At 69.8% G+C, this 13,252-nt stretch carries 14 protein-coding genes; 9 read left to right on the top strand and 5 right to left on the bottom strand.

Annotation, left to right across the window (positions count from 1 at the left end):
• Position 1: 1 nt before the first annotated feature.
• The 5 genes from GGR16_RS20845 to ccmA form a co-directional block, all read right to left on the bottom strand.
• The gene (locus tag GGR16_RS20845; RefSeq protein ID WP_183317911.1) at positions 2–622 is read right to left on the bottom strand and encodes a DsbE family thiol:disulfide interchange protein; all 621 of its coding nucleotides are present in this window, start codon (positions 620–622) and stop codon (positions 2–4) included.
• Positions 619–792, bottom strand: a complete 174-nt coding sequence (gene ccmD, locus GGR16_RS20840) for a heme exporter protein CcmD (RefSeq protein WP_183317909.1) — start codon at positions 790–792, stop codon at positions 619–621. The genes GGR16_RS20845 and ccmD overlap by 4 nt, the downstream gene beginning before the upstream one ends.
• Positions 789–1,565, bottom strand: coding sequence for a heme ABC transporter permease CcmC (locus GGR16_RS20835; RefSeq protein ID WP_183317907.1), 777 nt, complete (start codon positions 1,563–1,565; stop codon positions 789–791). Before GGR16_RS20835 ends, ccmD begins: the two co-directional genes overlap by 4 nt.
• Before the next feature lie 79 nt (positions 1,566–1,644).
• Positions 1,645–2,313, bottom strand: coding sequence for a heme exporter protein CcmB (gene ccmB, locus GGR16_RS20830; RefSeq protein WP_183317906.1), 669 nt, complete (start codon positions 2,311–2,313; stop codon positions 1,645–1,647).
• 208 nt (positions 2,314–2,521) lie between these two features.
• A complete protein-coding gene (gene ccmA, locus GGR16_RS20825) occupies positions 2,522–3,166 on the bottom strand; it encodes a heme ABC exporter ATP-binding protein CcmA (protein WP_183317904.1) in 645 nt (214 codons plus the stop codon).
• A gap of 203 nt (positions 3,167–3,369) precedes the next feature.
• Between ccmA and acnA the strand changes: the two genes are divergently transcribed.
• The 9 genes from acnA to GGR16_RS20780 all read left to right on the top strand — a co-directional run bounded on the left by acnA (position 3,370) and on the right by GGR16_RS20780 (position 13,249).
• Complete coding sequence (gene acnA / locus GGR16_RS20820) at positions 3,370–6,078, top strand: aconitate hydratase AcnA (RefSeq protein WP_183317902.1); 2,709 nt, start codon at positions 3,370–3,372, stop codon at positions 6,076–6,078.
• 194 nt (positions 6,079–6,272) lie between these two features.
• Positions 6,273–6,551 carry an acyl carrier protein gene (locus GGR16_RS20815; RefSeq protein WP_019400864.1) on the top strand — a complete coding sequence of 93 codons (279 nt, stop codon included), beginning with the start codon at positions 6,273–6,275 and terminating at the stop codon, positions 6,549–6,551.
• A gap of 78 nt (positions 6,552–6,629) precedes the next feature.
• Entirely contained in the window at positions 6,630–7,103 is a 474-nt protein-coding gene (locus GGR16_RS20810; RefSeq protein ID WP_183317900.1) for a 3-hydroxyacyl-ACP dehydratase FabZ family protein, read from the top strand.
• A gap of 1 nt (position 7,104) precedes the next feature.
• Entirely contained in the window at positions 7,105–8,241 is a 1,137-nt protein-coding gene (locus tag GGR16_RS20805; protein WP_019400862.1) for a beta-ketoacyl-ACP synthase, read from the top strand.
• A gap of 12 nt (positions 8,242–8,253) precedes the next feature.
• Positions 8,254–9,537: a beta-ketoacyl-ACP synthase gene (locus GGR16_RS20800; protein WP_019400861.1), complete on the top strand. Its 1,284-nt coding sequence runs from the start codon at positions 8,254–8,256 to the stop codon at positions 9,535–9,537.
• Positions 9,534–10,295: an SDR family oxidoreductase gene (locus GGR16_RS20795; RefSeq protein ID WP_183317898.1), complete on the top strand. Its 762-nt coding sequence runs from the start codon at positions 9,534–9,536 to the stop codon at positions 10,293–10,295. Before GGR16_RS20800 ends, GGR16_RS20795 begins: the two co-directional genes overlap by 4 nt.
• Before the next feature lie 44 nt (positions 10,296–10,339).
• A complete protein-coding gene (locus tag GGR16_RS20790) occupies positions 10,340–11,362 on the top strand; it encodes a zinc-binding dehydrogenase (RefSeq protein ID WP_026014898.1) in 1,023 nt (340 codons plus the stop codon).
• A gap of 58 nt (positions 11,363–11,420) precedes the next feature.
• Positions 11,421–12,353 carry a lipid A biosynthesis lauroyl acyltransferase gene (locus GGR16_RS20785; protein ID WP_183317896.1) on the top strand — a complete coding sequence of 311 codons (933 nt, stop codon included), beginning with the start codon at positions 11,421–11,423 and terminating at the stop codon, positions 12,351–12,353.
• 92 nt (positions 12,354–12,445) lie between these two features.
• Positions 12,446–13,249 carry a DUF1223 domain-containing protein gene (locus GGR16_RS20780; RefSeq protein WP_183317894.1) on the top strand — a complete coding sequence of 268 codons (804 nt, stop codon included), beginning with the start codon at positions 12,446–12,448 and terminating at the stop codon, positions 13,247–13,249.
• Positions 13,250–13,252: the final 3 nt, after the last annotated feature.

Here is a 13,252-nt window from a genome sequence, read left to right as displayed (position 1 = left end):
TCTAGCGTTGCTGCGCCGCTCTCAGTGCCGGCAGGAAAGTGCCGTTCAGGCTGTCCGGCGTCAACGGGCCGATGTGCTTGTGCCTGATGGTGCCGTCGGGGCCGACGATGAAGGTCTCGGGCACGCCGTAGACCCCCCAGTCGATGGCGGCGCGGCCGCTCTCGTCGACGCCGACCGCGCCGAAGGGATTGCCGAGGGCACCGAGGAAGCGGCGCGCGTTCTCGGGATTGTCCTTGTAGTTGAGGCCGAGGAGGCGCACGCCCGGCTGGGCCGCGAGCTCCATCAGCAGGGGATGCTCCTGCCGGCAGGGCGCGCACCAGGAGGCCCAGACGTTGACGATGGTGACCTCGCCCCGCTTCAGCTCCGCGTCGGAGAAGCCCGGGACCGGCGTGCCGCCCGATCCCGACAGCCCCTCGAGCGGCGGCAGGGAGAAGGCCGGCACGGGGCGGCCGATCAGCGCCGAAGGCACGCGCGAGGGATCGCCCGCGAAGAGCCGCACGAGGAAGAGCGCGGCGAGCAGCAGGAAGACCCCGAGCGGGAGGAGAAGGATGAGCCGGCGGCGGCGCACCTCGGGCGAGCCCGCAGGGTCCTCTGCCGCGATGCCGTTCTGCTGCTCGCTCATCGGGCGGTCTCCTGGCGGGCGGAGCGGCGGCGCACGCCGCGCGCCTCGAGCTGCTCGAGCGCGCGCCGCAGGGCGCGATGCTCGACGACGGCGCGCAGCACGAGCCCGCCGACGACGAGCCCGGTGAGGGCATAGCTCGCGATGATGAAGCCGGCGTGGGGATCGCTCATCGGGCGGCTCCCGCAGCCGTCTCGGCGCCCGCGTCGAGGCGCTCGGCCTCCATCAGCCACAGGCTGCGCACGCGCCGGCGCAGGATCTCGTTGCGCATGCCGGCGACATGGAGGGCAACGGCGAGCACCGTGAAGGCGAGCGCCATGACGAGGAGCGGCCACAGCATCGAGGGATGGATGGTCGGCCCGTCGATGCGGAAGACGGCCGCCGGCTGGTGCAGCGTGCTCCACCAGTCCACCGAGAACTTGATGATCGGGATGTTGACCACGCCGACGAGCGTCAGGACGGCGACGGCCCGCGCGGCGCGGCCGGGATCGTCCACCGCCCGCCACAGGGCCATGATGCCGAGATACATGAGGAAGAGCACGAGGACGGAGGTGAGCCGCGCGTCCCACACCCACCAGGTGCCCCACATCGGCTTGCCCCAGAGCGAACCCGTGACGAGGCAGACGAAGGTGAAGGCGGCGCCGATGGGCGCGGCGGCCTTCTGCGCGACATCGGCGAGCGGGTGGCGCCACACGAGCGTGCCGAGCGCCGAGGCGCTCATCATCACGTACATGAACAGGCCGAGCCAGGCGGCCGGCACGTGGATGAACATGATGCGCACCGTCTCGCCCTGCTGGTAGTCCGGCGGCGCGACGAAGAACGACAGGTAGAGCCCGACCGCGAGCAGCGCGGCCGCGAGCGCGGCGAGCCACGGCAGCAGCCTGTCGGCGAGGCCGAGAAAGCGCGTCGGATTGGCGAGGTTCCAGAGGCTCGAGAGGCGCGGCACGCGGTCGTTCGTTCCAGGTTTCGAGGAATCTTGGGCCTGATCTAACGTCGCGCGATCGTGGCTGCAATTGGGCGCTTCGTCACGCGCTTTGCCGCAGGGCGGCGGCGGCGGCGAAGATGCCGATCACGATCGCGACAAGAGACAAGGCCGCAAGGATCAGGAAGGGGGTGAGGAAGGCGATGGTGCCGCCCGTCGCCGCATTGGCCGCCGAGACGCCGAAGATGAGGGTGGGCACCATCAGCGGCATGACGAGGATGGCGAGCAGCAGCCCGCCGCGCCCGAGCGAGGCCGTGAGCGCGGCGCCGACGGCACCGATGAAGGTCAGCGCCGGGGTGCCGACGACGAGCGTCGCCGCGACGGCGAGCATCGCCCCGGGCGTCAGCGCCAGGAGCAGACCGAAGAGCGGCGCGAGAAGCGCGAGCGGCAGGCCGGTGGTCAGCCAGTGCGCCACCCCCTTCGCCGCCACCAGCACCTCGAGCGGCGTGTCGCTCGACAGGATGAGGTCGATGGCGCCGTCCTCGACGTCGGTCTGGAACAGCCGGTCGAGCCCGATGAGCGTGGCGAGCACGGCCGAGAACCACAGAAGCGCCGGGCCGATGCGGGCGAGGAGGTTGAGATCCGGCCCGAGCGCGAAGGGCACCACGGCGACGAGCATCAGGAAGAAGACGAGCCCCATGGCGCCGCTGCCGCCGACGCGGGCCGCGAGCCTGAGATCCCGCAGAACGAGGGCGAGGAAGGCGCGGGTCATGTCAGGGGGCTTTGGGGTTTTAGGAGGGCGGCACGGTCTAGCCCCTCCCCCTTGCGGGGAGGGGGAGGGGTGGGGGTGGTGCCGCATGCAGGACGCCTTGCGCCTCCCTCGCACCTCCCATCACTTCCCCAGCGCCCCCCACCCCCGACCCCTCCCCGCAAGGGGGAGGGGAGAGGCGCGCCTGGCTGAAAGACCGTGTTCTCCATCCTCATGCCCGCTCCCCCTCTGCCCCGCCGGGCAAGTCGACGCTGGGCACATGCGCATCGATGCTCAGCGTCTTCGTCCCCTCGAGCCCGAGCGGCGCATGGGTCGCGGCGATGATGAGGCCGCCCTCGGCCAGATGGCCCTGCATGACCTCGGCGAGCCGGACCTGCGAGGCCGCGTCGAGGGCCGAGGTCGGCTCGTCGAGGAGCCACAGCGGGCGACGGGAGACGAAAAGGCGGGCAAGCGCGACGCGCCGCCGCTGCCCGGCGGAGAGATAGCCCGCCGGCAGGTCCGCGGCGCGGGCGAGGCCGACGCGCGCGAGCGCCTCGCGCGGGGAGAGCCGCGGCCGGCCGAGCATGGCGCCGGCGAAGGCGAGGTTCTCCTCGGCCGTCAGCGCCGCCTTCAGCCCTTCCTTGTGGCCGACATGGTTGGTGACCTCGGCGAGCGTCGCCTCGCCGATGCCCTCGGCGCGGATCGCTCCAGCCGCCGGCGCGAGGCGGCCGGCGAGCATGGCGATGAGGCTCGACTTGCCGGCGCCGTTGCGACCGGTGACGACGAGGGCCTCGCCGCTCGCCAGCGAGAACGACAGGTCCCTGAACAGGAGGCGCTCCCCGCGCCGGCAGGCGAGCCCTTCAACCGAAATGCGCATGAGCCCGCCCCTCTCGCATGCCTGCCTTCTTTAGAATGATTGTCGTCCGTGTAGCGGAACGCAGGAAAATTCTCTATATGACCCGTGGCTGCGCCGCGCGCCTCGTCGCGTGGATCCCCGGGCGCCCCCGGAGCGGCGCGCGCACTTCGCGCATCGGCCGAACGAACCTCTAGTTCGATCATCGTGATGTGAGGATCCCAGCCGTGACGACCATCGACAGTTTCAACAGCCGCAAGACGCTTTCCGTCGGCGGCAAGACCTACACCTACTACTCCCTGGCGGAAGCGGAGAAGAACGGCCTCGAAGGCATCTCGCGCCTGCCCTTCTCGATGAAGGTGCTGCTCGAGAACCTGCTGCGCTTCGAGGACGGCCGCTCGGTGACGAAGGACGACATCGTCGCCGTCAAGGAGTGGCTCGTCAACAAGGGCGCCGCGGGGCGCGAGATCGCCTTCCGCCCGGCGCGCGTGCTGATGCAGGATTTCACCGGCGTGCCGGCGGTGGTGGATCTTGCGGCCATGCGCGACGCCATGAAGCAGCTCGGCGGCGATCCGACGCGCATCAACCCGCTCGTGCCCGTCGACCTCGTCATCGACCACTCGGTGGTCGTCGACTTCTTCGGCTCGTCCTCCTCGCTCGCCCAGAACGTCGCGCGCGAGTATGAGCAGAACCAGGAGCGCTACCGCTTCCTGAAGTGGGGCCAGAGCGCCTTCGACAACTTCCGCGTGGTGCCGCCCGGCACCGGCATCTGCCATCAGGTCAACCTCGAATATCTCGCCCAGACCGTCTGGACGAAGAGCGAGGGCGGCGAGACGACGGCCTATCCCGACACGCTCGTCGGCACCGATTCGCACACCACGATGGTCAACGGTCTCGGCGTGCTCGGCTGGGGCGTCGGCGGCATCGAGGCGGAGGCCGCCATGCTCGGCCAGCCGCTGTCCATGCTGCTGCCCGAGGTCATCGGCTTCAAGCTCACCGGCCGCCTCAAGGAGGGCGTGACGGCGACCGACCTCGTGCTCACCGTCACCCAGATGCTGCGCAAGAAGGGCGTCGTCGGCAAGTTCGTCGAGTTCTACGGCCCCGGCCTCGCGCACATGACGCTCGAGGACAAGGCGACCATCGCCAACATGGCACCGGAATACGGCGCGACCTGCGGCTTCTTCCCGGTCGATGCCGAGACGCTGCGCTATCTCGACAAGACGGGCCGCGACGCCGACCGCATCGCCCTCGTCGGCGAATATGCCAAGGTGCAGGGCATGTTCCGCGAGGACGGCACGCCCGACCCGGTCTTCTCGGACACGCTGGAGCTCGACCTCGACGACGTCGTGCCCTCGCTCGCCGGCCCCAAGCGCCCGCAGGATCGCGTGACGCTGGCCGACGCCAAGGCCGGCTTCCTCACCTCGCTCGAGAACGAGTTCAAGAAGCCGGGCGAGGCCACCAAGACGGCCGCCTCCTCCAACCTGCGCGGCGACACCTTCGAACTCGGCCACGGCGCCGTCGTCATCGCGGCGATCACCTCCTGCACCAACACCTCGAACCCGAGCGTGCTCATCGGCGCCGGCCTCCTCGCCCGCAAGGCGAAGGAAAAGGGCCTGAAGCCGAAGCCGTGGGTGAAGACCTCGCTCGCGCCCGGCTCGCAGGTGGTGGCCGAATATCTCGACAAGTCCGGCCTGCAGACCGACCTCGACGCCATGGGCTTCAACCTCGTCGGCTTCGGCTGCACGACCTGCATCGGCAACTCGGGCCCGCTCGAAGCGCCGATCTCGAAGACCATCAACGAGGCCGACCTCGTCGCCGCGGCGGTGCTCTCCGGCAACCGCAACTTCGAGGGCCGCGTCAATCCGGACGTGAAGGCGAACTACCTCGCCTCTCCGCCCCTCGTCGTCGCCTATTCGATCGCCGGCTCCATGCAGGTCGACCTCACCACCGAGCCGCTCGGCACGGGCTCGGACGGCAAGCCGGTCTACCTCAAGGACATCTGGCCCTCGCCGAAGGAGATCCAGGAGTTCATCGACGCCTACATCACCAACGAGATGTTCCGCACGAAATATGCGGACGTCTTCAAGGGCGACGAGAACTGGCAGAAGATCGACGCCCCGACCGGGAAGACCTATGCCTGGGACGGCCAGTCGACCTATGTCGCCAACCCGCCCTATTTCGTCGGCATGGGCAAGACGCCCGAGGCGACGAGCGACGTCGTCGGGGCGCGGGTGCTCGGCCTCTTCCTCGATTCGATCACGACCGACCACATCTCGCCCGCCGGCTCCATCAAGGCGGCGAGCCCGGCCGGCAAGTACCTGATCGACAACGGCGTCGCGGTGGCCGACTTCAACCAGTACGGCACGCGCCGCGGCAATCACGAGGTGATGATGCGGGGCACCTTCGCCAACATCCGCATCAAGAACCAGATGGTGAAGGACGAGGCGGGCAACGTCGTCGAGGGCGGCCTGACCCTGCACCAGCCGGACGGCGAACGCCTGCCGATCTACGACGCGGCCATGAAGTACAAGGCCGAGGGCGTGCCGCTCGTGGTCTTCGCCGGCCGGGAATACGGCACCGGCTCATCGCGCGACTGGGCGGCCAAGGGCACCAACCTCCTCGGCGTGCGCGCCGTGATCGCCCAGAGCTTCGAGCGCATCCACCGCTCCAACCTCGTCGGCATGGGCGTCCTGCCGCTCGTCTTCGAGGAAGGAACGTCCTGGGAGACGCTCGGCCTCAAGGGCGACGAGACGGTGACCATCCGCGGCATCTCGGCCGGCCTCAAGCCGCGCCAGAAGCTGGAGGCCGAGATCACCTTCGCCGACGGCACGGTGAAGACGGTGCCGCTGACCTGCCGCATCGACACCCTCGACGAGCTCGAGTACTTCAGGAACCGTGGCATCCTGCACTACGTGCTGCGCCAGCTCGCGGCCTGATCCGGGCCGGCAGGCCGGCGCTTGCGCAGGCACCGGCAGCGGGTTTATGGAGAACAACGACGCCGGCGGTTGGACAACCGCCGGCGCTCATGTATAGGGAACCGCTTTCAACGGAACCTGCGTTCGGCGGATGACGGGGCGCCCATCCGCGACCGCTGCTCCGCCCCGCCGCAAACAGACAGGAGAGAGAAGCGATGGCTTCCACTTTCGAGACCGTCGCCGGCATCATCTCGGAGACGTGCGACATCCCCCGTGAGCAGATCACGCCCGAGAGCCACGCGATCGACGATCTCGGTGTCGACTCGCTCGCCTTTCTCGACATCGCCTTCGCCATCGACAAGGCCTTCGGCATCAAGCTGCCGCTCGAGACGTGGACGCAGGAAGTCAACGAAGGCAAGGTGCCCGCCGAGGAATATTTCGTGCTGAAGAACCTGTGCGCGCGCATCGACGAGCTCGTCGCCGCCAAGGCCTGATGCACGCCTGAACACGTCTTTCCACCGGCGGCGCGGCCTTTCACCGCGGCGCCGGGGCCGGCAGATCCCGAAGAGCCCATGCGCCTCGAATATTTCCAGATGATCGACCGTGTCGCCCTCTTCGACGAGGCGGGCGAGCGGCTCGAAGCCCATTCGACGGTGCCCATGGAAAGCCCCGTCTTCGAGGGGCATTTTCCCGACCACCCGCTGATGCCGGGCGTGCTCCTCACCGAGACCATGGCGCAGGCCTCGGGCTATCTCATCCTGGCGCTGACGCGCTTCACGCACATGCCCTTCCTCGCCGGCGTCGAAAAGGCGAAGTTCCGCTCCTTCGTCGGGCCGGGCGCGTCGCTCGTCATCGAGGCCAGGCGCATCCACCAGGGTTCCGGCTACGCCGTGACCAAGGCGAAGATTTCGAGCGCCGGCAAGGACATCTGCGACGCCGAGCTCATGTTCCGCATGCTGCCCTTCCCCGAGGGGCTGTCGGGCCGCATGCGCGAGCAGGCCCTTGGGCTCGGCCTTGCGCTCGACGCGCCCGCCCCGGAGGCATGACATGACGCGCGAGGTCTTCATCACCGGCATCGGCATCGTCTCCAATCTCGGCGAAGGCATCGAGGCGCATCTCGCCGCCGTCGATGCCGGCCGCCCGGGGACCGTCGAGGCCGAGCGCTTCAAGCCGCATCTGGTGCATCCGGTCGTGCCGCTCGAATGGGAGCGGCAGATTCCGAAGAAGTCCGACCAGCGGCAGATGGAGGCCTGGCAGAAGCTCGGCGTCTATGCGGCGGGGCTCGCCCTCGACGACGCCGGCATCAAGGAGGACAAGGCGCTCCTCGGCCATCTCCACCTCATCTGCGCAGCCGGCGGCGGCGAGCGCGACTATCAGGTGGACAGCCAGGTGCTCACCGGCCTGCCGCAGGCGGCCGACCCCGGCGCCTTCCTCAACGAGCGGCTGATGGGCGACCTGAGGCCGACGCTCTTTCTCGCCCAGCTGTCGAACCTGCTCGCCGGCAACATCTCCATCGTGCACGGGGTGACCGGCGCGACGCGCACCTTCATGGGCGAGGAGCAGGCCGGCGTCGACGCGCTACGCATCGCCCAGGCGCGCATCGCCGCGGACCAGGGCGACATCTTCCTCGTCGGCGGCTCCTACAATGCCGAGCGGCCGGACGTGCTGCTCGTCTACGAGATGGCCGGCCTCCTGTGGAAGGACAGCTTCGCCGGCGTGTGGGAGCGCGAGGCGAAGGGTGGCGGCTTCATTCCCGGCAGCGGCGCCGCCTTCCTCGTGCTCGAGGCGCGCGACCATGCCGAGGCGCGCGGCGCGACGCCGATCGCCCGGCTGGCGCATGTCGGCGCCGACCAGGTGCGCCGTGCACCCGGCGCGGCGGGCGAGGCGCTCGACGGCCTGTTCGAAAAGGCCGGCGGCTTCGATGCTGCGAGCGGCCTCGTCGTCTCGGGCGCCACCGGCGTCGCCGGCATCACGGCGGAAGAGAAGGCGGTGCTCGACCGGCGCACCGACGGCGCGCGGCGCATCGCCACCGGCGATCTCTTCGGCAACATGCTGGAGCCGCAGTTCCCCGCCGGCGTGGCGCTGGCAGCGGCCCTCGTCAAGCGCGGCGACGCGCGGCAGGCGGCGGTGACCAGCATCGGACATGCCCGCGGCGAGGGCCTCGCCCTCGTCGAGCGCATCTGAGCGGAGGCAGGAATGGCCACGCCACACAGGGACAAGCATGGGCGCCCCCTCGTCGTCGTGACGGGCATGGGCGTCGTCACCTCGCTCGGCGAGGGCAAGGCCGACAACTGGGCGGCGCTGACGGCCGGGCGGTCCGGCATCCACCGCATCAGCCGCTTCGCCACCGACAACCTGCGCACGACCATCGCCGGCACGGTCGATTTCGTCGCCGCCGAGCCGTTCTGCGCCCCTGCCCTTTCGGAGCAGTTCGCCCTGCGCGCGGCGAGCGAGGCCGTGGGCCAGGCCGGCATCGGCCACCCGGGCGACTTTCCGGGGGCGCTGTTCATGGCCGTGCCGCCGGTCGAGATGGAATGGCCGCAGCGCGAGGCACTCGCCGAAGCCGGCAGGCGCAACGGCGAGGCCGACTACGGCACGCTGCTCGCCGGCGCCCAGACCGGCCGCTTCAAGGCCTGGCACGAGCTGTTCCTCTTCGGCACGGTGGCGGCCCGCATCCAGGACCGCTTCGGCACCAAGGGCTCGCCCGTCTCGCTGTCGACCGCCTGCTCGTCGGGCGCCACCGCCATCCAGCTCGGCGTCGAGGCGATCCGCCGCGGCGAGGTCTCGGCGGCGCTCGCCATCGGCACCGACGGCTCGGTGAACCCGGAATCGCTCATCCGCTTCTCGCTGCTCTCGGCACTGTCGACCCAGAACGACCCGCCGGAGGAGGCGGCCAAGCCCTTCTCCAAGAACCGCGACGGCTTCGTCATGGGCGAAGGCGCGGCGGCGCTGGTGCTGGAGGACTATGACCACGCGCTCGCGCGCGGGGCGAAGATCCTCGGCTTCGTCCTCGGCTGCGGCGAGAAGGGCGACGGCTTCCACCGCACGCGCTCGAGCCCGGACGGGGCGCCCGCCATCGCCGCCATGCGCGAGGCCATCGCGGATGCGGGGCTGACGCCCGACGACATCGACTACATCAACGCGCACGGCACCTCGACGCCGGAGAACGACAAGATGGAGTCCGCGGGCTGCCTCGCCGTCATGGGCGAGCGCATGCGCGAGGTGCCGATCTCCTCCAACAAGTCGATGATCGGCCACACGCTGACGGCGGCCGGCGCCATCGAGGCGGTGTTCTCGCTCCTGACCATCGGCGAGGGGCGCATTCCGCCCACCATCAACTACAAGGTGCCCGACCCGACGATCCCGCTCGACGTGGTGCCGAACGTGGCGCGGGACGCAAGGGTCGGCCGCGTGCTCTCCAACTCCTTCGGCTTCGGCGGGCAGAACACCTGCCTCGTCTTCGCGGCGGAACCGGCATGAGCGGCGAAACCGCAAGGCGCGTCCTCGTCACCGGCGGCGCCAAGGGCGTCGGCGGGGCCATCGTGCGCGCGCTCGTGGCGCAGGGCTTCGACGTCGATTTCACCTACCGGGCCTCGGCCGAGGCGGCCGAGGCCCTCGCCGCGGAGCTCGAACAGGCCCATCCCGGCCGCTCGGTGCGGACGCTCGCGCTCGACCTGGCCGACCGAGCGGCGCTCGACGCCTTCTGCGCGGCCGTCGAGGAGACGGCTTATTTCGGCCTCGTTCACAATGCCGGCCAGTCCTACGACGCGCTCGCGGCCATGATGGCGCAGGACAAGGCGGAAGCGGCGATGCAGGTCAATTTCTGGTCGCTGACCCAGATCGCCAAGAGCCTGATGCGCACCATGCTGCGTGCGCGGGCCGGGCGCATCGTCGTCATCGGCTCCGTGGCGGCCCTGCAGGGCAACCCGGGCAATGCCGCCTATGCCGCCTCCAAGGGTGCGCTCCTCAGCTACATCCGCACGCTCGCCGTGGAGACGGCCAAGCGCGGCGTCACCGTCAACTACGTGGCGCCGGGCTTCATCGACACGGATATGATGGCGCCCTACGCCGCCTATCGCGCCAATATGGAAAAGCAGATCCCGACCGGCCGCTTCGCCCGGCCGGAAGAGGTCGCCGGCCTCGTCGCCTTCCTTTTCTCGGAGCCGGCGGGCTATATCACGGGTACGGTCCTGCCGATCGACGGCGGGCTCACCGCACAGATCGGCGTGCACCGCTGAGGCGGCACGCCCCAGACCAGAATTTCGAAGAGACGGCGAGGCTCATGCGCGCATTAAGGCTCCACGGCGACCGCGACCTGAGGCTGGAGGAGGTGGAGAACCCGCCCCATCCCGGCCCCGGCGAGGTGCAGATCCGCGTCCATGCCGTCGGGCTCAACCACATCGACGTGTGGGGCTTCCGCGGCATGGCCTTCGCCAAGCGCAAGATGCCGCTCGTCGTCGGCGCGGAGGCCGCCGGCGCGGTCGTCGCCATCGGCGAGGACGTGACGCATGTCGACGTCGGCGACAAGGTCGTCATGTACGGCGCGCGCACCTGCGGCACCTGCCGGGCCTGCGTCGAGGGCCGCGACAACCTGTGCGAGAACGTCGGCGGCATCATGGGCTTCCACATCGACGGTTTCGCCTGCGATTTCGTCAACATGCCGCAGCGGCTCGTGGTGAAGGTGCCGGACGGCGTCTCCTTCGAGGAGGCGGCCTGCGCGCCGATCGCCTTCGGCACCGTGCAGCACATGCTGTTCGACAATGCGCGGCTGGAGCCGGGCGAGAGCGTGCTGGTGCACGCCGGCGGCTCGGGCATCGGCACCGCCGCCATCAAGATGGCGAAGGCCATCGGCTGCACGGTCTACACCACCGTCGGCGACGACGAGAAGGGCGAGAAGGCGAAGGCGCTCGGCGCCGATTACGTCATCAACTACCGCAACGAGCGTTTCGAGGGCGAGGTCAGGCGCCTCACCAAGCGCAAGGGCGTCGACGTCGTCTTCGAGCATGTGGGCGCCGACACGTGGAACGGCTCGCTGCTCTGCCTCAAGCGCGGCGGCCGGCTCGTCACCTGCGGCTCAACCTCGGGCGTATCGACGACCATGAACCTGATGCAGCTCTTCCAGCAGCAGTACCGCATCTTCGGATCCTTCGGCTGCTCGATGCGCAACATCAGCGAATCGCTCGACAAGATGGCGTCGGGCCTCACGCCGGTGATCGACACCGTGTTCCCGCTCGAGGATTTCGCGCAAGGGCTGGAGCGGCTCGAGAGCCGCAAGGTCTTCGGCAAGATCCTGGTGCGCTTCTGACGATGCGGCCGAAGGTGCGGCGCATGGCATCGACCCGGCGGCCGGCCCGCGAAGGGGCGTGCGCGTGAGGCCGGCTTCCGCGCTCGAGCGGGCCGGGCTTGCGGTCGCCGAGGTCGTGATGGTCGGCCTCGTGCGGACCGTCTTCGGCTTCCTGCGCCTCCTCGGCCCTGAGCGGGCGAGCAATCTCGGCGGAGCCGTCGCCCGCACCATCGGCCCCCTGCTGCCTGTCCACCGCGTCGGCCTCGCCAATGCGCGCGCGGCCTTTCCGGACAGGAGCGAGGCCGAGATTCGCGCCATCGTGCGCGGCGCGTGGGAAAACCTTGGCCGCACCGGCGCCGAATATGCCCATCTCGACGTGCTCTTCGACTACGACCACTTCAATCCGAAGGCGGACGCGCGGGTGGAGGTTAAGGGCATCGAGCATTTCGAGGCCCTGCGCGACGACGGCAAGCCGGGCATCATCTTCTCCGCCCATCTCGCCAACTGGGAACTGCCGGCCATCTGCGCCGCCCGCTACGGGCTCGACGCCACGGCCGTCTTCCGCGCCCCCAACACGCCGGCCGTCGCCCGCGTGGTGCACGAGGTGCGCAGCGGCACCATGGGCGGGCTCGAGGCGGCGCGGCAGGGCGCAGCCTTCGCCATGCAGAGCGTGCTGGAGCGCGGCGGCCATCTCGGCATGCTGATCGACCAGCACTTCACCCGCGGCGTCACGGTGCCCTTCTTCGGCCGCCCGGCCAAGACCAACCCGATCCTCGCCAAGTTCGCCAGGCGCTTCGACTGTCCGGTGCATGGCGTGCGGGTGATCCGCCTCCCCGGCCTGCGCTTTCGCCTGGAGCTGACACCGCCCATCGACCTGCCGCGCGACGCGGACGGCGAGATCGACGTCGAGGGCGCCATGGCCGCCATGACGGCAGTGGTCGAAGGCTGGGTGCGGGAGCACCCGGAGCAATGGCTGTGGATGCACCGGCGCTGGCGGGTTCCGGGGCGATGAGGCCGGGCGTCGCCCACGATCAAGGCAAAGTGACTTTCGCAACGGCACGGCTTGCGCTTCATTGTGACCCTTCTGAAAAGGGATCGGTCTTCATGAAGCGCTGGGCCGCCAGCCTCGTCCTCGCAACCATGGTTCTCGCCGCCGCCACCGGGCATCGCGCCCAGGCGGAGCAGGCGGTCCGCGGCGTGGTCGAGCTGTTCACCAGCCAGGGCTGCTCCTCCTGCCCGCCGGCCGACGCGCTGCTCGGCGAGCTCGCGGACAAAACGGGGCTCGTCGCCCTGACGCTGCCGGTGGACTACTGGGACTATCTCGGCTGGAAGGACACGCTCGCGAGCGCCTCCTACACCGCCCGCCAGCGCGGCTATGCCGAACAGCGGGGCGACCGGCAGGTCTACACCCCGCAGATGGTCATCGACGGACAGCGCCACGCCATCGGCTCGGACCGCAAGGCGGTCGAGGCGGCGCTCGCCGCCGAGAAGGAGGCCGGCGCCATGAGCGTACCGCTCACGATCTCGTCAGACGAGACGACGGTACACGTCTCCGTCGCAGCGGCGCCCGAAGGGGATGAGGATGTTGGCCCGGCCGACGTCGCCGCCACGGACGAGGGCGAGGCGAAGAAGGGCCCGCCGAAGGGCGTGCTGTGGCTGATGCCGGTGAAGCGCCGCGAGCGCGTGAAGATCGGCCGTGGCGAGAACACCGGCCGGCAGGTGATCTATACCAACGTGGTGCGCGGCATCATGAAGGTGGGCAAGTGGTATGGCCGCGAGGCCACCTTCATGCTGCCGCAGGACATCGCCCGCCCGGACGGATGCGACGGCTACGTGCTCATCCTGCAGCGCGGCACCGGCAAGGCGCCGGGGCCGATCCTCGGCGCCGCCAAAAGCCCGGGATTGTAAGCC

Origin of the sequence: Chelatococcus caeni, from assembly GCF_014196925.1 — a bacterium.
Taxonomy (GTDB): domain Bacteria; phylum Pseudomonadota; class Alphaproteobacteria; order Rhizobiales; family Beijerinckiaceae; genus Chelatococcus_A; species Chelatococcus_A caeni.
Note: the sequence above shows the minus strand (reverse complement) of the source record. Positions and strands in the feature narration are given on the sequence as shown.